The organism is Streptomyces sp. NPDC057474 (assembly GCF_042802555.1).
Classification (GTDB): Bacteria; Actinomycetota; Actinomycetes; order Streptomycetales; family Streptomycetaceae; genus Streptomyces.
Genome location: NZ_JBHVDX010000161.1, coordinates 1 through 18,326 on the forward strand (window position 1 = coordinate 1; position 18,326 = coordinate 18,326).

The window sequence follows — 18,326 nt, forward strand, 5'->3', positions numbered from 1 at the left end:
GCTTTTTCAGGGGCGCAGGGGAACTGCGCGACCAGCCCCCACCCGCACCCGACCCGCCACCCCACCCGGCGCAAAATGGGCGGCATGAACTCTCGCGCACTGACCGTCGGATTCGATCTCGACATGACTTTGATCGACTCGCGGCCTGGGATCCATGCCTGCTACGAGGCGCTGGCGGCGCGGACGGGGACGTACATAGACGCCGATCTGACGGTCACCCGGCTGGGGCCGCCGCTCGCGGAGGAGCTGGCGCACTGGTTCCCGGCGGCGGAGATCCCGGCGATGGCGGACCTCTACCGGCAGATGTATCCGGCGATCGCGATCGCCGCGACCCCCGCCATGCCGGGCGCGCCGGAGGCGATCGCGGCGGTCCGGGCGGCCGGTGGGCGGGCGATCGTGGTCACCGCCAAGTACGAGCCCAACGCCAAGCTGCACCTGGAGCACCTCGGCATGGAGCCCGACGAACTCGTCGGTGACCTGTGGGCGGAGGCCAAGGCGGCGGCGCTGCGCGAGCACGGCGCGAGCGTGTACGTCGGCGACCACACCGGCGACGTACGCGGCGCCCGCACGGCACAGGCGTACGCGGTCGCCGTCGCCACCGGCCCCTGCGACGAGCGGGAGCTGAGCGAGGCCGGCGCCGACGTCGTCCTCACGGACCTGACCGCGTTCCCGGAATGGCTGGACACACACCGGCGGACACGCTCCTGGTAGGACCTAGAGACGTGCCTCGCGCGCCCTTCTGCGCCCCGCCGCGGCGGACTGGAGGACTCCGGCGCCGGCGACGAGAAAGCCGACGCCCATGAGCATGCTCAGGACGAACATGTAGGTGGGGAACGGAGTCGTTCCCAGGAACAGTGGTGCCACGGTGACGAGTGTGGCCACGGCACCGACGAAGAACACGATCGCCCCGGCACGGATCAGCCGGTCACCGGGTTCGGCGGAATTCGGTTGGGTTTTGTCACGCACCCGACCAGGGTAGTTCCCAGCGCGAGGGAACAGTCGGCCGACGTCTTGTCACCCGCGCCGACCTCCGTAACGGAAACTACGGCGAGCCCGGCTCCAAGCGGTACGAGAAGACGGCCGGCAAGCCGGTCACCTTCCGCGCGGACGCCGCGCAGCCTTATGACGACCGGATGCTGTCCTGGCGGCACGATCAGCGCACGGTGTCGATCTGGACCGCGGCCGGGCGGATGAAGAACGTCGCGTTCACCGGCGAGCCGGGGCAACCGGCGGTGGTGGCCGCGCACCGCAAGGGTGGCGGAAGTGAAGGAAAGCCAAGCCCTTCACGCTTCCTGCACCACTTTGAACCTCTGCCGACACGGGCGGGGGCTCAGTCTCGTTTTAAGCCGTGTTGAGGTGGAGAGACCCCCGGTAAGGTGTCATGACGGCAGATCAACCGGCGTGCAGAAGTGGCCGGGGGCGACAGAGGGAGTGTGTGCTTTGCCGACTGGCAAGGTCAAATGGTTCAACAGTGAGAAGGGCTTCGGCTTTCTCTCCCGTGACGACGGCGGTGACGTCTTCGTCCACTCCTCCGTACTGCCCGCCGGTGTCGACACCTTGAAGCCGGGTCAGAAGGTCGAGTTCGGGGTCGTCGCCGGTCAGCGCGGTGATCAGGCCCTCTCCGTGACGATTCTGGAGCCGGCCCCCTCGGTGGCCGCCGCCCAGCGCAAGAAGCCCGACGAACTGGCCTCGATCGTGCAGGATCTGACCACGCTCCTGGAGAACATCACGCCGATGCTGGAGCGGGGCCGCTATCCCGACCGCGCCGCGGGCGGGAAGATCGCGGGTCTTCTCCGCGCCGTGGCCGACCAGTTGGACGTGTAGTCCGACAACTCCTGGGGTGGCTAAGGAAATGCGAGCGCGTCCGGGCCGAGGGGCGGTACCAGTCCCTCGGCCGCCGCGCGTGTGAGCAGACCCCTGACCGCCGCGTAGCCGTCCTCGCCCAGCTCCGCCGTGAACTCGTTGACGTAAAGGCCGATGTGCTGGTCGGCGACGGCCGGGTCCATCTCCTGGGCGTGTTCGAGGACGTACGGGCGGGAGGCCTCGGGGTCGTCCCAGGCCGCGCGGACGGAGGCGCGGATCGTCTCGGCGAGCCCGGCCAGCGTCTCCGCGCCGAGCGAGCGCTTCGCGATGATCGCGCCCAGCGGGATCGGCAGGCCCGTCGTGTCCTCCCAGTGCTCGCCCATGTCGGCGAGCTTGTGGAGGCCGTAGTTCTGGTACGTGAAGCGGGCCTCGTGGATGACGAGACCGGCGTCGACCTTGCCGTCCCGCACGGCCGGCATGATCTCGTGGAACGGCAGTACGACGATCTCGCCGACCCCGCCGGGCAGTGTGTCCGCCGCCCAGAGGCGGAAGAGGAGATACGCGGTCGACCTCTCGCTCGGCACGGCCACCGTACGGCCGGTGAGGTCCGTGCCCGGCTCCCGCGTCAGCACCAGCGGGCCGCAACCCCGGCCCAGTGCGCCGCCGCAGGGCAGCAGCGCGTACGCGTCGAGGACGTACGGCAGCACGGCGTACGACACCTTCAGTACGTCGAGGTCGCCGCGTTCGGCCATGCCGTTGGTGATGTCGATGTCCGCGAACGTCACGTCGAGCGCGGGCGCGCCGGGGATCCGGCCGTGGGCCCAGGCGTCGAAGACAAAGGTGTCGTTGGGGCAGGGCGAGTACGCCATCCGCAGCCCGCCGCTCAGCGTTTCAGTGCTCATGGGGGTCCCAACTCTCCAGTACGGGCGTCAGCTTCCCGAAGGCCTCGGTGAGTGCGGTCAGCGCGTCGCCGATGCGCCAGGCGGCGCGGTCGCGCGGGCCCACGGGGTTGGAGACGGCGCGCAGTTCGAGGACGGGGGTGCTGTGCGCGGCGGCGGCCTCGGCGACCCCGAAGCCCTCCATCGCCTCGGCCAGGGCGCGCGGGTGGCGGGCCCGCAGGGCGGTCGCGCGCTCGGCGCTGCCGGTGACCGTGGAGACGGTGAGCACCGTGCCGGTGCGGGCGCCGGTGGCGGTCGCGGCGGCGCGTACGAGGGCCTGCGGCGGGTGGTGGGTGACGGTGCCGAAGCCCAGGTCGGTGACCGGGACGAAGCCGTCCGGCGTCTCGGCGCCCAGATCGGCGGCGGTGACCTCGTCGGCGAGGACGAGAGAGCCGAGGGGCGCCTCGGGCAGGAACCCGCCCGCGATACCGGCGGAGACGACCAGCCCGTACGGTCTGCCCTCCAGGGCCGCGGCGGTCAGCGCACCGGCGACGGAGGCGGCGGCGAGGGCGGGGCCCACACCGGCGGCGAGGAGGTCGTAGCCCTGACCGTCGTGGTCATGGCCGGACGGCAGGGACTCGCGCTCGTGAGCGGTGATCCGGAAGCGGTGGAGGGTCGCCGCCGGGAGCCGTGTCTCGGTGGCGGGGCCCGGGAGCGCCCGTGCCACCGCGTCCCGTTCGGCGGGGACCGCGGTGGCTACGAGGATGCGCATGGGCGGCGTGTGTGGATCAGGCGTCCGGGTTCTTCAGCTCGAAGTTCCACACGCCCTTGATCTCCGAACCCGCTTCGTTCTGCTCGACGATGCTGATCGTCAGCGACTTCTGGGCGGGCTGACCGGGCTGGGTGGCGAAGAGGCCTGGGTTCTCGAACGACCAGTACGTCTTGTCGAACGTGTCGCTGGTGGCCTGCTCCCCGTTGATCCACAGAGCCCAGCCCGTGTTCGCCACCTCCGGGTCGACGCCGACGCGCAGGGCCTTGCCCTCCGGCAACTCGATCGACTTGGAGGGCTTCTCCTCCGCGCACTCCTTGGCCTGTGCGGTGTCGAGGGTCCGGTAGCACTCGGCCTCGGCGCTGATCGAGTCGGTGCCGATCGTGACGGTGGCCATCGGCGTCGGCTCATCGCAGGCCGACAGGACGAGAAGTCCGGCGGAAACGGCGCCGAGAGTGGCTGCGGCGCGACGGGAACGCGGGAAGGTCATGGGCGAAGGCTATCTGGCATGTCCAGGGGTGCCCTTACGTGGGGTACGGCGTGCCGGGTCCGGTAGCCGGGGCGGCCCCCGTTTCGCCGGGTCACACCGGTCGAAGCGCCCGAGCGGTCACGCCACGCGGGCGCGGGGCGCGCCGCCCTGGCGGGCGGAGGAGAGGAGGCCGCGGACCGTGGTGAGCCAGCCGGCGGCGACGATCGTGGCGGCCACGGCCATCCCGAGGGTGCCGTTGAGGGGGAGGGCGATACCGATGGCGCCGCCGACCACCCAGGACATCTGGAGCAGGGTCTCGGAGCGGGCGAAGGCGGAGGTCCGCACGAGTTCGGGGACGTCGCGCTGGATCAGGGCGTCCAGGCACAGCTTCGACAGGGCCTGCGAGAAGCCGGCGACCGCGCCGAGGAAGGCGACGAAGAACCAGCCGAAGAACAGGGCCGCCGTGATCGCCACACCGAGTTCGACGGCGACGACGGTCACGATGATCAGTTCCGGTGAGCGCTGCTTCGCCCACGCCCCCACGGCCGTGCCCAGCGCGTTTCCCGTACCGGCCGCCACGGCCACCATGCCCAGGGAGACGGCGGCGCTCTGCCCGTGGAGCGGGTGGATGCGCAGCAGGAACGCCAGGAAGAAGATCAGGAAGCCGGAGAGACCGCGCAGGGCGGCGTTGGCGGCGAGCGCGTGCGTGACCGCCGGGCCGACCGTCCGCAGGCCCGGGCGCAGACGCGTGCTGCTGCGGTGCGGGCCGTGCAGATGCTCGGGGTCCGCCGCGAGCAGGGCCCGGTCCTCGCCCTTCGCCGAGTCGACCTTCGAGGGGAGTGTGAAGGAGAGGAACGTACCCGCGATGAAGATCACGAAGGCGCCGTAGAGGGGCCAGCGGGGTCCGAGAGCCTGCAGCCCCGCCCCGATCGGCGCGGCGACACCGGTGGCGAGCAGGCCGCAGAGGGTGACCCGGGAGTTGGCCTTCACCAGGGAGAACCGGGGTGGGAGCAGGCGGGGTACGACCGCGCTGCGGATCACTCCGTACGCCTTCGACGCGACCAGGACGCCCAGGGCGGCGGGGTAGAGCTGGAGGCTGCCCGTCTCGACGGCGCCGACGAGGAGCAGGGCGAGGAGGGCGCGGGCCAGCATCGCGCCGGCCATCGCGGCGCGGCGGCCGTGCGGGAGGCGGTCCAGGAGGGGGCCGATGACGGGGGCGAGGAGGGCGAAGGGGGCGAGGGTGATGGCGAGGTAGAGGGCTACGCGGCCGCGGGCCTCGTCGGTGGGGACGGAGAAGAAGACCGTGGAGGCGAGGGAGACGGTGATCATCACGTCGCCGGCGCCGTTCACACCGTGCAGCTCGATGAGTTTGCCGAGGCCGGACTCGCCGGCGCCGTGGGCGTGGGTGGCCTTGCGGATGCCTCGGGCGGGGCCGGTGACCGGGAGGTGCAGGGCGCGGCCCAACGAGCGGACGGCGCCGGTCACCCGACCCGATCCGCGCGCTCCGCTCCGCTCGGCGCCGGTCACCACGTCATAGTGCCCCGAGAAAGCGGGCCGTAGTGCGTTTACCGCTCGTATGGCTGTGGTGCGTGTGTTGTCCGCGGGTGCGTGGGGGCTTGCGCGCGGTTCCCCGCGCTGCTTTTCAGGGGCGCGGGGAACCGTGCGATCAGCCACGATCCACCCGCAGACGCCTGACGACCGCTGCCCCCGAGCTTCTGGGCGATCCCTTCAAGCCAACCGCCGACGGCGCTTGTCGAGCCCCCTCCGACCCCCTCCGTGGCCAAAGCCGAACGCAGCGGAATCGCGGAACCGCTACGTCGGTGTGGGCGCGGAGCCTCGGAGAAGGTAGCGTGCATAGCGCGCCTGCGGCGGTTGTTCTCGGCCGCGCGCCTCTCGTTCATCCCGCAGAATGGATGACATAGGTGCGCCCGAGTGCGATCGGGCGCGGACGTCGACGCGGCCCCTTGGTCCGCTCCGTCCGCACCCCCGCCGAGGGAGGCGCACTCGTGAGACGGCGTAGGAGAGAAGCGATACCTGTGAGCGCAGCGACAACGCGAAGCCGCACCCCCGACCGCCTGTGTGCCGAGGCCGTCGACCTTGCCCGCTCCGCCGCCGAGGAGGCCGCAGCGCCAGGCGTGGTGGGCGAGCACGCGGGGCTCGTCTCCGAGGGCGACCGCGTCGTGACGCACTTCTTCGAGTGCAAGGAGATGGGCTACCGCGGCTGGCGCTGGGCCGTCACCGTCGCCCGGGCCTCACGCGCGAAGGTCGTGACCCTGGACGAGGTCGTCCTGCTCCCGGGCTCCGACGCGCTGCTCGCGCCGGAGTGGGTGCCGTGGAGCGAGCGGCTCAGGCCGGGCGACATGGGCCCGGGCGACCTGCTGCCCACCGACGCCGAGGACCTGCGGCTGGAGCCCGGGTACTCCGGCGAGGACGAGCCACTGCCGAACTCCCCGGTCTCGCACGACATGGCCGAGCTGGTGGAGGCGGAGGACGCCGAGGTCACCGGCGGGGTGCCGGCGAACCTGCCGTTCGCGCCGACCCGCGGGTCGATCGCCGCGGTCGCCGAGGAACTGGGCATGCGCAGGGCCCGGGTCCTGTCCCGGTACGGGCTGCACACGGCGGCGGACCGGTGGGAGGAAGGGTTCGGGGCGAAGACCGCGATGGCCCAGGCCGCGCCCGCGGCATGCGTCAGCTGTGGGTTCCTCGTGCCGATCGGCGGGTCGCTCGGGCAGGCCTTCGGGGTGTGCGCGAACGAGTTCGCGCCGGCGGACGGGCGGATGGTCTCCCTGACGTACGGGTGCGGGGGGCACTCGGAGGCGGCGGTCATGCCGGCTCCGCCGCGCCCGGCTCCGCCGCGGCTGGACGAGACCCGGGTGGATCCCTTCCCGCTGCGGCCGTCGCCGGATTCGGGGTCGGTTTCCGTGGGGGTCGAGGAGACCGAGGACGAGGCCGATCTGGGGCACTCGTAGGGGTTCGGTTGTCGGGCGGGGGCGGGTGGTGTGTGGTTGCTCGCGCAGTTTCCCGCGCCCCTGACCTTGGTGCGGCTGGGCTGCGACGAGAAGTTCCCCTCGCGCGTTCCTGGACGGCCACTACTGTCTTGAAGCTGTGACAGGGGTGTCCGGAGAGGTCAACTACCCCTGCTGGGCTGGTTGTTTCCCGTGTGGTCGTTGATTTGATGTGTGCACGCCTTGAACGAGCGTTTGAGGCGGGACCGTGACTGACGATCCAACGGGGAGATCCGAATGAAGAACAGACTGACGGCCGCTCTGGCCACGACCGGTATCGCCACCTCGCTCCTGGTGGCCCTGCCGGCGGCGGGCACGGCCAGCGCGGCTCCGCTGATCTGCGAGCCGGGCTCGCGGTCGGTGAAGTGGGTGACCACGAGCCGGGCCCGGGTGCTGACGCACAAGGTGAAGGGGTACGAGAAGGGCTACTCGGGCGGCAGCCGGACCGTCTCCCGGACCCTGGGCCACGACAAGACCGTCACGTCCGGGTACAGCATCGGCGGCGGTGCCGGCGCCGGCTTCAGCGTGGCGAAGGTCCTCGTGAGCCTAGATGCCAATGTCGAGGGGTCGTACACGCACCAGAAGTCGAAGACCACGACCAAGAGCGTCAACATCACCGACACACTGACGAAGAAGGGCCAGTACTTCTTCTACCGGGGCACGGTGAAGGCCACCGGCACCTGGCAGGGCTTCTACTGCGACAAGGGCACCAAGTGGATCGAGAAGACCTGGGGCAAGGCCCAGACCTTCAGCGCCCAGGTCGACGGTGCCGTCCGCTGCGGCGAGAAGGTGAACAGCAAGAGCCTCGGCCGCCTGGTCCAGCAGAAGTACTGCTGACCGAAGTGAAATTTCCCCGCGCCCCGGTTTTCTTCGGAGGGCCGCAGGCCCCTCCAGGGGCGCGGGGAACCGCGCGACAGGCCACAACCCACCCGCATTCGCCGAGGCACCGCACCCCCACCCCCCTGGGTGCCCGGCGAAAGCGGCGCGGCCACGCGGTACCTTCGTGAACCAGGCGACATGGAAGGTGAACCGTGAGCAAGTTCGTGCGGCCGGCGGCCGAGGGTGCGGACCCGTTCGGGACGGCTCGGCTGCGGCGGGGCGTGCTCGACGCCTGGGCTACCAGTCCGGCCCGGTTCCGCGAGGATGCCAACGCCGAGGAGGATCTCGTCCTCGGCGGCTACCGGGACCGTCTCGTCGTGGAGTTGGCGCAGAACGCCGCCGACGCCGCGGCGCGGGCCAAGGCGCCGGGGCGGCTGAGGCTGACCCTCCGGGACGGCGTCCTCGTCGCCGCCAACACCGGCGCCCCGCTGGACGCGGGCGGCGTCGAGTCGCTGTCCACACTCCGCGCGTCCGCGAAACGGGGCCCCCATGACGGCCAGGACGGCCATGACGGTGCCGTGGGCCGGTACGGCGTCGGTTTCGCCGCCGTGCTCGCCGTCACCGACGAGCCCGCCGTCGTCGGGCGGCACGGCGGTATCCGCTGGTCGCTCGCCGAGGCCCGGCTGCTCGCCGCCGACACCGCCCGGCACAGCCCCGGCCTGGGGGACGAGATCCGCCGACGTGACGGGCATGTGCCGCTGCTGCGGCTGCCGTTCGCGGCCGAGGGGACCGCTCCGGAGTCGTACGACACCGTGGTCATCCTGCCGCTGCGCGACACGGCCGCCGCCGATCTCGCCGAGCGGCTGCTGCACGCGGTCGACGACGCGCTGCTCCTCGCGCTGCCCGGCCTCGACGAGGTCGTCATCGAGGTCGGCACCGGTGAGGTGCGGACGTTGCGGCGGCGTGTGGAGGGGGCGCACGTCGTCGTCGAGGACTCGCGGGACGGGGTCACGCGCTGGCGCACCGTAGCCGAGCACGGGGCGATCGAGGGCGCGCTGCTCGCCGACCGGCCCGTCGAGGAGCGGCTGCGTCCGCACTGGTCCGTCACCTGGGCCGTACCGACCGGGCCCGACGGCGCGCCGGTCCGGCCGCGCACCACCCCCGTCGTGCACGCGCCCACCCCCAGCGACGAGGCCCTCGGCGTGCCCGCGCTGCTCATCGCCTCCTTCCCCCTGGACACCACCCGGCGGCACGCCGCGCCCGGGCCGCTCACCGACTTCCTCGTGCAGCGCGCGGCGGACGCCTACGCGGGACTTCTCGCCGCCTGGGAGCCGGTGGGCGAGGGGATCATCGACCTCGTGCCCGGCCCGCTGGGCAAGGGTGAGCTGGACGGCGCCCTGCGCCAGGCGATCCTGGAGCGGCTGCCGCGTACCGCGTTCCTGCCGCGTGCGGTCGCGCCCGAGCCCGACGACGACCTGCCCGCCGCCCTCCGCCCCCGTGACGCCGAGGTCGTCGAGGGGGCCGGGGCCGAGACCGTACAGGTGCTCGCCGACGTCCTGCCCAACCTGCTGCCCGCCGGGCTCGAACGGCGCGCGGAACTGCGCACGTTGGGCGTCGCGCGCCTGCCGCTGGGCGACACGATCGACCGGCTCGCGGGCCTGGAGAAGGAGCCCGACTGGTGGCGGCGGCTCTACGACAGCCTCGCCGGCGTTGATCCGGACCGCCTTTCCGGGCTGCCGGTGCCGCTCGCGGACGGGCGGACGACCATCGGGCCCCGGCAGGTGCTCCTGCCGACCCCCGACGGGCCGCAGACGGCCCCCGAGACCCTCGCCCGCCTCGGTCTCAAGGTCGCCCACCCGGACGCCGCACATCCCCTCCTGGAGAAGCTGGGCGCCCTGCCCGCGACCCCGCGCGCCGTGCTCACCACCCCGCAGGTACGGGCCGCCGTCGCCGCGTCCCTGGACGACGACGGCGGTGTGTGGGACGAGGAGGACGGACGGCCGGACGCCGACGAACTGGCCGACCTCGTCCTCGCCCTGGTCCGCGACGCGGCCCTCGACCCCGGCGACGAACCCTGGCTCGGCGCCCTCGCCCTGACCGACGAGGACGGCGAACTGGCGCCCGCCGGTGAACTCGTCCTCCCCGGCAGCTCCTTCGCCCGGGTCATGCGCGAGGACGAACTCGCCTTCGTGGACGCCGAACTGGCCGACCGCTGGGGCGAACAGCCGCTGGCCGCCTGTGGAGTTCTGGCCAACTTCACCCTCGTACGGGCCACCGACGTGGTCCTCGACCCGGACGAACTGGAGCCGCGCGACGGGGACTTCGCCGAACCCGACGACGCCGGGCTGCTCGACGCGGTGGACGTCTGGTCCGAGGACATCCTCGACCGGTTCCCGGACAGCCCCGTGCCACCCGTCGCGACGGAGATCGTGGCCGTGCGCGACCTCGACCTCGTCGACGAGGACCGCTGGCCGGAGGCGCTCGCCCTGCTCGCCCGGCCCCCGCTGCGCGACGCCCTCGTCGAGCCGGTACGCATCCTGCTCCCGGACGGCACGCACGAGGTCGTACGCCCCTACACGGCCTGGTGGCTGCGTGGGCACCCGGTCCTCGACGGTCGCCGCCCTGCGGGTCTCCTCGCGGCCGGCGGCGACCCGCTGCTGCACGGCCTGTACGACGAGGCCGACGCCACCGGCTTCGACGACGGGCAGGTCCTGCGGGCGCTGGGCGTCCGGACCTCGGTGGCCGCGCTGCTGGAGGAGCCCGGAGGCGCCGCCGAGCTGCTGGACCGCCTGGCCGACCCGGACCTTCCGGTGGCGGCCGCCCAACTGCACGGCCTGTACAGCGCGTTGGCCGACCTCGACCCCGAACAGGTGACCCTGCCGGACGAGTTGCGCGCGGTGGTGGACGGCGAGGTGACCGTCGTGGACGCGGCCGACGCCGTGGTCGTCGACTCCCCCGACCTGCTGCCCTTCACCTCCGGTGTGCCCCTGCTCCCCGTACGGCCGTCACGGGCCGCCGAGTTGGCCGAGCTGTTCCAGGTGCGGCGGCTCAGCGAGTCGGTGACCGGGGAGGTGGACTCGCAGGGCACGGAACACGACGTACCGGAGTCGGTACGGGTCCTGCTCGGCCCGGCCACGCCCTCGTCGTACGTCGAGCACGAGGAACTGGTCGTCGACGGCGTTGAGTTGGACTGGCGCCGAACCCGGGACGGCGTACTGCACGCCGCCACACTGGAGGGGGTCGCGGCCGGGCTGGCCTGGGCGGCGGGACAGTGGCCGCGCCGCTTCGAGGTTGCGGCGCTGCTCGAAGACCCGTCCAGGACGGCGGAGTTGGCACGGGATCGCTGGTTCGACTGAGAGGCGGGCACCACACGATGACGGCACGGGTCACGGCAGTGAGCGCGAACGGGGCGTACTCCTTCAGCAAGCCGAACCGGACGAGCGTCACGCTGCTCACCGGCCTCGGCGTCGAGGGCGACGTCCACGCGGGGGAGACCATCAAGCACCGGTTCCGTATGACGTACGAGCCGGACGCGCCCAATCTGCGTCAGGTGCACCTCATCCACGAGGAGCTCTTCGACGAACTGGCCACGAAGGGCTTCACCGTGGCGGCCGGTCAGCTCGGCGAGAACGTCTCCACACGCGGGGTCGACCTGCTCGGCCTCCCCACGGGCGCTCTGCTGCACCTCGGCGACGAGGCGATCGTGGAGGTCACGGGCCTGCGTAACCCGTGCTCGCAGATCGACACGTTCCAGAAGGGGCTGCTGAAGGAGGTCTTCGAACTCGACGCCATGACAGGGGACTTCACCTTCAAGTCCGGGATCATGGGGGTGGTCCGGCAGGGGGGAACGGTCCGCCCCGGCGACGCGATCGACGTCGAACTCCCCGAAGGCCCGCATCGCCCGCTGGAGCGCGTATAGCGGCTTTTGCCGGGTTGCATGCGGGGTCACTGTGATCTGGGCAACATCTTCACCGGAAGCCCAGATCTCGTACAACCATTCGCCCCTCTCGTGAATCTGATCACCCGAGCCAACGGCATTCTCAGGAGCCACGGGAGTCACTCAACTCTCGGAAGTGACTCCCGTAAGCCGCCCGGCTCATCGGATCTGAACCGGATCCCGTGCGACGGACCCGTCCGCGAGATCCCTTCCACGTGGGGAATGCATTGAACAAGCGTGCCATCGTGGGTGCCGTCACCGGCGCCCTGGCCCTGACCGCTTTCGTCGCCCCGGCCGCGCAGGCCGCTCCGACCGCCGGGGACACGAAGATCTCCAACGTCGTGGTCAACGGCGGTAAGTCGGTCGTCGTCGGCTCCGGCAAGAAGACCTTCACGGTCGCCTTCAACGCCTCGGACAACTCGGGCATCAGCCTCAAGGACGTCACCGTGGTCCTGTACCACGGCGCGAGCCTCGACACCGCCGACAGCGGCGCCGTGGCCAACGGCAATGACGACAGCCGCGCCACTTGCAAGAAGGTGAACGCCACGACGGCGTCCTGCAAGGCGAGCTTCACCGTCGAGACGCAGTCGAACCTGATCAACTCGGTGGCCGGCACCTGGAAGGTCTGGGCGCTCGCCGCGGCCAACGACGCCGACTACGTCGAGAAGGACCCGGCCAAGACCTTCAAGATCCAGCGCCAGACGAAGCTCACGGGCGCGAATGCCTCTCCGGAGCCGGTCAAGAAGGGCAAGACCATCACGGTCACGAGCAAGCTGACCCGTGCCAACTGGGACACCGAGAAGTTCCCGGCGTACGGCGGCCAGCCCGTGAAGCTGCAGTTCAAGAAGAAGGGCACGTCCACCTACAAGGACGTCAAGACGGTCAAGACGTCCTCCACGGGCGCCCTGAAGACCACCGTCAAGGCGACCGCCGACGGCACGTACCGCTACGTCTTCGCGGGCAGCTCGGGCACGGCGGCCGTGACCTCGGCGGCCGACGCCATCGACGTGAAGTAGAACATGGAAAAAGGGGAGGTGCTCGGACGGGTTACCTCGTCCGAGCACCTCCACCGGAACCGTGTACTGCGAGTGCTCACCAGGTGATGTTCTGGGCCATCCCGTTGATAACCAGGACGATCACCACGGTCAGTACGCCGGTGATCACCTTCTCGCGAGTCGTCATGGCCGACAGCCTCATGACAGTGCCCCTTCCTGGACTGCAACGGTGGACGGTCCGATGCCGACCTTGCGGTCACTCCCGCTGGAATCACTGTCGGCGGACGCGAAGAACGCGAACCCCGCGATTGCGAGAGCCACCAGAGTCGCGAGGATGACGGACAGAACAGTGATGACCGTCTTTCCGGTTGTGGTCATGCGGTCTCCTCTTCAGGTCGGACGATCGAGCCGTCGGCGAAGGAACCGTCCTTCCACGCCTTGGGCACGTCCTGGTAAGGGCAACGGCGGCGTTGAAGTTGCGCTTGGGTCGTTCCCGCGATGATTACGGTGGAGCCCAGGACGGCCATGGCTCCGGTGACACCACGGCGATTCTCCACTTCTCTCCCCTGCCTCAATTGGTCATGTATCTAGGGGTTGTTGGGGGTGACCCACCCGTGAACAACAAGTCTTCTCCGGTTGTTACCACGGGGGCAATCAACTTGAGGAAGTTCTGAGGGGCAAGTGAAGGGAATGAAGAATCGGTTGCATCCGAGCCATGCGAGGGGGCCAATGCCGTTGCGATCTTCAAGGCTGCGGGCGGTGATCGGGCGCGGCAGGCCACGTGAAGGCCACCGGTACCGCCGAGTAGGCCGCGCCTCGGTTGGCCGTGCTGTCAGAGGCTCGGGAAGAGCAGTGTGAAGAAGAGCCACAGCAGTACGGCCCAGAAGAGCGCCGCCGCCAGCGACACGAGCAGGGAACTGCGCCACTTCAGCACCAGGAACGGGAAGAGCACCAGGGCCGCCCAGTGACCGGCCACGTTGATGGACAGGCGCGCCGCTTCGCCGAGGGTTCCCGCGCGGCCCGTGGAGATGTGGCGCAGCAGCCGCTGGGAGGCGAACCCGTACAAGCCGAAGACGACGGGGAAGAACCACAGCGGTGTGATCGTGACCAGCTCGGACTCCGAGAACTCGTCGAACATGACCAGATAGACGAGACCGGCGGCCATGAGACCGCCGATCAGCGCGGTCAGGTAGAGGGCGGTCAGGGCGGGCGGCTCGGGGGCGCCGGCCGGCAGGGGGACCGCCGAAGCGTACGGAACGTCGGGCGCCGGCACCCGGACCACCTGGTGGCAGTGCGGGCAACGGACGTCCTGCCCGACACGATCGGCCGGAGCCGAGATCAAGTGTCCGCACGGGGCGTGGAATTCCACCTGCTGATACGGGTTCATGAGCTGCCTCTCCCCTCCCTGTGCCGCCTCCCGGTGCCGCTCGATGCCGTGACTTGACGGCGCGGCCTCGACGAGGTCGGTCAGAGGCGAGGACGCCGGCCGGAAGCATCCGGTTTCCGACGCGGGGCCGTATGTCCTAGGCCGGGAACCGCCGGTCCACCCACCTCCACAGGAACTCCAGTACGGCAGACGCCCCCGCCGCGATGGCGACCGCGATCCACGGCATCGTCGTACCGACCAGGCGCAGGGCGAAGAAGTCCTGGAGCCAGGGGACGACGAGGACCAGCAGGAAGCCGGCGCCCATCGCGGCGACCAGGCCCAGGCGCCACCAGGTGTACGGGCGGGCGATGATGGCCAGCACCCACATGGAGATCAGGAAGAGGGTGAGGGTGGCGGCGCTGGTCTCGGCCTCCAACGCGCCCTCGCCCGCGTAGTAGTGGCGGGCGATCAGGTAGGTGGCGAAGGTGGCCACGGCCGCCAGCACGCCGCCCGGGATCGCGTACCGCATCACCCGGCGGACGAAGTAGGGTTTCGCTCGCTCCTTGTTGGGGGCCAGGGCGAGGAAGAAGGCCGGGATGCCGATCGTCAGGGTCGAGAGCAGGGTCAGGTGGCGGGGGAGGAAGGGGTACTCCACCTGCCAGCAGACCACCAGGATGGCGAGGAGCACCGAGTAGACCGTCTTCACCAGGAAGAGGGTCGCGACGCGCGTGATGTTGCCGATCACCCGGCGGCCCTCCGCGACCACCGACGGCAGCGTCGCGAAGCTGTTGTTGAGAAGGACGATCTGGGCTACCGCCCTCGTCGCCTCCGAACCCGATCCCATCGCCACGCCGATGTCGGCGTCCTTGAGGGCCAGGACGTCGTTGACGCCGTCGCCCGTCATCGCGACCGTGTGGCCGTGGGACTGCAGCGCGCCGACCATGTCCCGTTTCTGCTGCGGGGTGACCCGGCCGAAGACCGTGCCGGAGTCGAGGGCCTGCGCCATGCCGTCGCGTTCGGCGGGGAGCCGGCGGGCGTCGACGACCTCGCCGGTGAGGCCGAGCTTTCCGGCCACGGCGCCGACCGACACCGCGTTGTCGCCGGAGATGACCTTCGCCCGTACGTTCTGCTCCTCGAAGTAGCGGAGGGTGTCGGAGGCGTCGGGGCGCAGCCGCTGTTCGAGGACGACGAGGGCGGTGGGGTGAGCGCCCCGGGCGACCTCCGGGTCGTCCAGTTCGAGGGTCACCCGGGCCAGCAGCAGTACCCGTAGCCCCTCCTCGTTCAGTCGTTCGGTCTGGGTGAGGGCCGGGTCGTCGTCGGGGAGCAGGACGTCGGGGGCGCCGAGCAGCCAGGTGCTGGACTCACCGTCGCCCTCGCTGAAGGACGCGCCGCTGTACTTGCGGGCCGAGGAGAAGGGCAGGGACTCGGTGCAGCGCCAGTCCTCACTGTCCGGGTAGGCGTCGATGACGGCCTGGAGGGAGGCGTTCGGGCGGGGGTCGGATTCACCCAGGGCGCCGAGGACCCTTCGTACGTACGCCTCGTCGATCCCGTTGAGGGGGCGCAGCTCGGTGACGTCCATGCCGCCCTCGGTGAGGGTGCCGGTCTTGTCGAGGCAGACGGTGTCGACGCGGGCCAGGCCCTCGATGGCCGGCAGCTCCTGCACCAGGCACTGCTTGCGGCCGAGGCGGATCACCCCGATCGCGAAGGCGACTGAGGTGAGGAGGACGAGGCCCTCGGGGACCATCGGTACGATGCCGCCGACCGTGCGGGCGATGGAGTCCTTGAAGTCGTTCTCCTTCACGATCAGCTGGCTGATGATCAGGCCGATCGCGGTCGGGACCATCATCCATGTGACGTACTTGAGGATCGTGGAGATGCCGGAGCGGAGTTCCGAGTGGACGAGGGTGAAGCGGCTCGCCTCCTCCGCCAGCTGGGCCGCGTAGGCCTCCCGGCCCACCTTCGTCGCCGTGAACGCCCCGCCGCCCGCGACCACGAAACTGCCCGACATCACCTGGTCGCCGGGCTGTTTGACGACCGGGTCGGCCTCGCCGGTGAGCAGCGACTCGTCGATCTCCAGGCCGTCGGTCTCGACGCACTCGCCGTCCACGACGATCTTGTCGCCTGGCCCGATCTCGATGAGGTCCCCGAGGACGATCTCGGAGGTGCCGACCGGCGCGGCCACGCCGTCCCGACGGACCGTGGGCTTCGCCTCGCCGATCACCGCGAGGGAGTCGAGGGTCTTCTTCGCCCGCCACTCCTGGATGATGCCGATGCCCGTGTTGGCCAGGATCACGTAGCCGAAGAGGCTGTCCTGGAACGGCGCCACGAACAGCATGATCAGCCAGAGCACGCCGATGATCGCGTTGAACCGGGTGAAGACGTTCGCGCGGACGATGTCCACCGTGGAGCGGCTGCTCCGCACGGGTACGTCGTTCACCTCGCCGCGGGCCACTCGCTCGGCCACCTCGGCGGCCGTCAGACCACGCGCCCGCCCCGGGTGTGTCGGGGCCGGGGCGGCGGTGGGGTGCACAGGATCGAGGTCGGTACCCGCGTCGATGTGCGTCATGCATTCGACGGTACGTGCGGATTTGGGGGTTCACCCGCCGAGTGCGCCAAAGATCCGACCTGGGGAGGACGGGAGAGGGGCGCCGTGATGCCGTGGTCGTACACGACGGCTCGGCCCGACCGGCATCGGCGGAGAGTCCTACTCGACCGGCGTCACATCGGCGGCCTCGGCCTCGGCCTCGACCTCGGCGGCAGCCGCACGCTTGATCGCCGCGTCCCGTCTGCGCACGTAGTAGATGCCGATGAACCCCAGTCCGCCGCCCGCCAGGCAGGTCCACACCCACCACGTGTGCCCGTGGTCCTCGTACCAGCCGTAGAAGGGGAGCTGTACGACGAAGAGGACGAGCCACAGGATCGTGCCGCCGATGATGGTCGGCACGATGGGCCCCTCCAGGGGTTCCGGTGCCTCGTGCTTGGGGGTCCACTTCGCCATGGGGCACAGCTTACGAGGCGGACGGGTCTACGCGCGGAGATGGCGTTGGCCCGGCAACCCGGTCGCGACCCCCGACTTCGGGCTGATCGGGGAGGTCAGTCTCTTCGGCGGCTTCTCGAAGGTCCCGGCGCTGGGGCTGACGTGAGCGGCACGCAGGTCGGTCAGGTCACCCCGTAGAACTTCTCCGTCTCCTCGACGGCGGTCTGGAACCGCTCGTCGAAGTCGTCCCGAATGAGCGTCCCGATCACGTAGTCCTGGACGCTCATTCCCCTTTTCGCCGCGTGGGTCCGGAGCCGGTCGAGCAGCTCCCCGTCTATCCGCAGGCTGAGCACAGTGGTCCCCATGTGTACGAGGGTCAGGTGTGCTCTGTTCTGTCGTGTCACGTTCTGCGTATTAGTCACTCATATGAGTGATACGCAGGCCGAGATCGGCATGAGTGGCGGGGCTCACGGGCACGGCTGTGGAGTTCCGGTGGTCTTTAGCGAGAGTAATGAGTTACGCTAAAGAACATGCCTGACCTGAACCATGGCGACGACGAGGCCGCTGTCAACGCCCTCCGTTCCGCCGTGATGCGCCTGTCCCGTCGGCTCAAGCACCAGCGGGTCGACGAGTCGCTGAGCCCGACCGAGATGTCGGTGCTCGGCACGCTCGCCCGCTGCGGCACCGCCACCCCCGGTGAGCTGGCCCGCAAGGAGCATGTGCAGCCGCCGTCGATGACCCGGATCGTCGCCCTGCTGGAGAGCAAGGGGCTGGTGAAGCTGGAGCCGCATCCCGAGGACCGGCGGCAGAAGGTGGTCACCCAGACCGAGCGGGCCGAGGCGATGCTGGAGGAGAGCCGCCGCAAGCGCAACGCGTTCCTCGCCTCCCTCGTGGAGGGCCTCGACGAGGACGAGTGGGAGAAGCTGCGCGCGGCCGCGCCGGTGCTGGAGAGGCTCGCGCATCTCTGACCCGGCGCCCGGCCGCCGGGTGCGCCTCAGCCGTGGGAGCACGCCGGATCGGCCGCCGGTACGCCCCGGCCGACAGCCCGTGCGCCGTCCGGGGGCGGGCATGGGCCGACCCGAAAGCCAGCAGACAGAACAGGAGCGGTGAGGCTTACGCAACCGCAGGACATGCACGAATTTCACGCGAGGAGGCGAACCCTTTGAGTACGGGCCCCGGAGCAGCTTCCGTCCCCGCACCACCTACCCCCCACGAGCCCCCCCCCCCCGGCAGCGCGGCTCCCTGGTCAGGGCGTTGGGGGTGCGGAACTACCGGCGGGGCTTTGTGGGGCGGGTGGTGGCGTGTCTC

General features: G+C 70.6%; 19 protein-coding genes. 9 read left to right on the forward strand and 10 right to left on the reverse strand.

The window, feature by feature from the left end; translation table 11 throughout:
- The first annotated feature begins 84 nt into the window (after window positions 1-84).
- Window positions 85-711, forward strand: a complete 627-nt coding sequence (locus ACFU53_RS33335) for an HAD family hydrolase (protein WP_384000867.1) — start codon at window positions 85-87, stop codon at window positions 709-711.
- A gap of 3 nt (window positions 712-714) precedes the next feature.
- On the opposite strand, the gene ACFU53_RS33340 is transcribed toward ACFU53_RS33335, so the two are convergent.
- Window positions 715-966, reverse strand: coding sequence for a hypothetical protein (locus tag ACFU53_RS33340; protein ID WP_384000870.1), 252 nt, complete (start codon window positions 964-966; stop codon window positions 715-717).
- 474 nt (window positions 967-1,440) lie between these two features.
- Between ACFU53_RS33340 and ACFU53_RS33345 the strand changes: the two genes are divergently transcribed.
- Window positions 1,441-1,824: a cold-shock protein gene (locus ACFU53_RS33345; RefSeq protein WP_005486266.1), complete on the forward strand. Its 384-nt coding sequence runs from the start codon at window positions 1,441-1,443 to the stop codon at window positions 1,822-1,824.
- A gap of 20 nt (window positions 1,825-1,844) precedes the next feature.
- On the opposite strand, the gene ACFU53_RS33350 is transcribed toward ACFU53_RS33345, so the two are convergent.
- The 4 genes from ACFU53_RS33350 to ACFU53_RS33365 all read right to left on the reverse strand — a co-directional run bounded on the left by ACFU53_RS33350 (window position 1,845) and on the right by ACFU53_RS33365 (window position 5,446).
- Window positions 1,845-2,705, reverse strand: a complete 861-nt coding sequence (locus tag ACFU53_RS33350) for a 1,4-dihydroxy-6-naphthoate synthase (protein WP_384000873.1) — start codon at window positions 2,703-2,705, stop codon at window positions 1,845-1,847.
- Window positions 2,695-3,453 carry a futalosine hydrolase gene (locus ACFU53_RS33355; protein WP_384000876.1) on the reverse strand — a complete coding sequence of 253 codons (759 nt, stop codon included), beginning with the start codon at window positions 3,451-3,453 and terminating at the stop codon, window positions 2,695-2,697. Before ACFU53_RS33355 ends, ACFU53_RS33350 begins: the two co-directional genes overlap by 11 nt.
- A 16-nt stretch (window positions 3,454-3,469) precedes the next feature.
- Window positions 3,470-3,940: a hypothetical protein gene (locus tag ACFU53_RS33360; RefSeq protein ID WP_384000879.1), complete on the reverse strand. Its 471-nt coding sequence runs from the start codon at window positions 3,938-3,940 to the stop codon at window positions 3,470-3,472.
- A 117-nt stretch (window positions 3,941-4,057) separates the two neighbouring features.
- Window positions 4,058-5,446 (reverse strand): MFS transporter, encoded by a 1,389-nt coding sequence (locus tag ACFU53_RS33365; RefSeq protein WP_384000882.1) that lies wholly within the window; start codon window positions 5,444-5,446, stop codon window positions 4,058-4,060.
- Window positions 5,447-5,955: 509 nt separating this feature from the next.
- On the opposite strand from ACFU53_RS33365, the gene ACFU53_RS33370 reads away from it, so the two are divergent.
- From ACFU53_RS33370 to ACFU53_RS33390, 5 genes are all read left to right on the forward strand, one after another.
- Window positions 5,956-6,888 carry a DUF3027 domain-containing protein gene (locus tag ACFU53_RS33370; protein ID WP_384000885.1) on the forward strand — a complete coding sequence of 311 codons (933 nt, stop codon included), beginning with the start codon at window positions 5,956-5,958 and terminating at the stop codon, window positions 6,886-6,888.
- A gap of 273 nt (window positions 6,889-7,161) precedes the next feature.
- The gene (locus tag ACFU53_RS33375; RefSeq protein ID WP_384000888.1) at window positions 7,162-7,761 is read left to right on the forward strand and encodes a hypothetical protein; all 600 of its coding nucleotides are present in this window, start codon (window positions 7,162-7,164) and stop codon (window positions 7,759-7,761) included.
- Window positions 7,762-7,955: 194 nt separating this feature from the next.
- Window positions 7,956-11,099 (forward strand): sacsin N-terminal ATP-binding-like domain-containing protein, encoded by a 3,144-nt coding sequence (locus tag ACFU53_RS33380; protein WP_384000890.1) that lies wholly within the window; start codon window positions 7,956-7,958, stop codon window positions 11,097-11,099.
- Window positions 11,100-11,116: 17 nt separating this feature from the next.
- The gene (locus ACFU53_RS33385) at window positions 11,117-11,662 is read left to right on the forward strand and encodes an MOSC domain-containing protein (RefSeq protein ID WP_384000893.1); all 546 of its coding nucleotides are present in this window, start codon (window positions 11,117-11,119) and stop codon (window positions 11,660-11,662) included.
- A gap of 245 nt (window positions 11,663-11,907) precedes the next feature.
- Window positions 11,908-12,696, forward strand: a complete 789-nt coding sequence (locus ACFU53_RS33390; RefSeq protein ID WP_384000895.1) for a DUF5707 domain-containing protein — start codon at window positions 11,908-11,910, stop codon at window positions 12,694-12,696.
- A 177-nt stretch (window positions 12,697-12,873) separates the two neighbouring features.
- Here ACFU53_RS33390 and ACFU53_RS33395 read toward each other — a convergent pair whose 3' ends face one another.
- The 4 genes from ACFU53_RS33395 to ACFU53_RS33410 form a co-directional block, all read right to left on the reverse strand.
- Entirely contained in the window at window positions 12,874-13,053 is a 180-nt protein-coding gene (locus ACFU53_RS33395; RefSeq protein ID WP_384000898.1) for a hypothetical protein, read from the reverse strand.
- Between the two features lie 454 nt (window positions 13,054-13,507).
- Window positions 13,508-13,948 (reverse strand): hypothetical protein, encoded by a 441-nt coding sequence (locus tag ACFU53_RS33400; protein ID WP_384000901.1) that lies wholly within the window; start codon window positions 13,946-13,948, stop codon window positions 13,508-13,510.
- Between the two features lie 250 nt (window positions 13,949-14,198).
- Entirely contained in the window at window positions 14,199-16,607 is a 2,409-nt protein-coding gene (locus tag ACFU53_RS33405) for an HAD-IC family P-type ATPase (RefSeq protein WP_384000904.1), read from the reverse strand.
- A 138-nt stretch (window positions 16,608-16,745) separates the two neighbouring features.
- Window positions 16,746-17,039 (reverse strand): DUF2530 domain-containing protein, encoded by a 294-nt coding sequence (locus ACFU53_RS33410; protein ID WP_384000907.1) that lies wholly within the window; start codon window positions 17,037-17,039, stop codon window positions 16,746-16,748.
- On the opposite strand from ACFU53_RS33410, the gene ACFU53_RS33415 reads away from it, so the two are divergent.
- Window positions 17,038-17,184, forward strand: a complete 147-nt coding sequence (locus ACFU53_RS33415; RefSeq protein WP_384000931.1) for a hypothetical protein — start codon at window positions 17,038-17,040, stop codon at window positions 17,182-17,184. The genes ACFU53_RS33410 and ACFU53_RS33415 overlap by 2 nt on opposite strands.
- 16 nt (window positions 17,185-17,200) lie before the next feature.
- Here the strand turns inward: ACFU53_RS33415 and ACFU53_RS33420 are convergent, their stop codons facing one another.
- A complete protein-coding gene (locus ACFU53_RS33420; protein WP_060884252.1) occupies window positions 17,201-17,383 on the reverse strand; it encodes a hypothetical protein in 183 nt (60 codons plus the stop codon).
- A 165-nt stretch (window positions 17,384-17,548) separates the two neighbouring features.
- Here ACFU53_RS33420 and ACFU53_RS33425 point away from each other — a divergent pair, with 165 nt between their 5' ends.
- Entirely contained in the window at window positions 17,549-17,986 is a 438-nt protein-coding gene (locus ACFU53_RS33425; RefSeq protein WP_384000910.1) for a MarR family winged helix-turn-helix transcriptional regulator, read from the forward strand.
- Window positions 17,987-18,326: the final 340 nt, after the last annotated feature.

Coding starts and splice junctions, on each gene's coding strand:
- ACFU53_RS33360 (WP_384000879.1), bottom strand. CDS start 3,940: ATGACCTTCCCGCGTTCCCGTCGCGCCGCAGCCACTCTCGGCGCCGTT.
- ACFU53_RS33420 (WP_060884252.1), bottom strand. CDS start 17,383: ATGGGGACCACTGTGCTCAGCCTGCGGATAGACGGGGAGCTGCTCGAC.
- ACFU53_RS33355 (WP_384000876.1), bottom strand. CDS start 3,453: ATGCGCATCCTCGTAGCCACCGCGGTCCCCGCCGAACGGGACGCGGTG.
- ACFU53_RS33395 (WP_384000898.1), bottom strand. CDS start 13,053: ATGACCACAACCGGAAAGACGGTCATCACTGTTCTGTCCGTCATCCTC.
- ACFU53_RS33425 (WP_384000910.1), top strand. CDS start 17,549: ATGCCTGACCTGAACCATGGCGACGACGAGGCCGCTGTCAACGCCCTC.
- ACFU53_RS33410 (WP_384000907.1), bottom strand. CDS start 17,039: ATGGCGAAGTGGACCCCCAAGCACGAGGCACCGGAACCCCTGGAGGGG.
- ACFU53_RS33350 (WP_384000873.1), bottom strand. CDS start 2,705: ATGAGCACTGAAACGCTGAGCGGCGGGCTGCGGATGGCGTACTCGCCC.
- ACFU53_RS33375 (WP_384000888.1), top strand. CDS start 7,162: ATGAAGAACAGACTGACGGCCGCTCTGGCCACGACCGGTATCGCCACC.
- ACFU53_RS33405 (WP_384000904.1), bottom strand. CDS start 16,607: ATGACGCACATCGACGCGGGTACCGACCTCGATCCTGTGCACCCCACC.
- ACFU53_RS33415 (WP_384000931.1), top strand. CDS start 17,038: ATGGGGCACAGCTTACGAGGCGGACGGGTCTACGCGCGGAGATGGCGT.
- ACFU53_RS33385 (WP_384000893.1), top strand. CDS start 11,117: ATGACGGCACGGGTCACGGCAGTGAGCGCGAACGGGGCGTACTCCTTC.
- ACFU53_RS33335 (WP_384000867.1), top strand. CDS start 85: ATGAACTCTCGCGCACTGACCGTCGGATTCGATCTCGACATGACTTTG.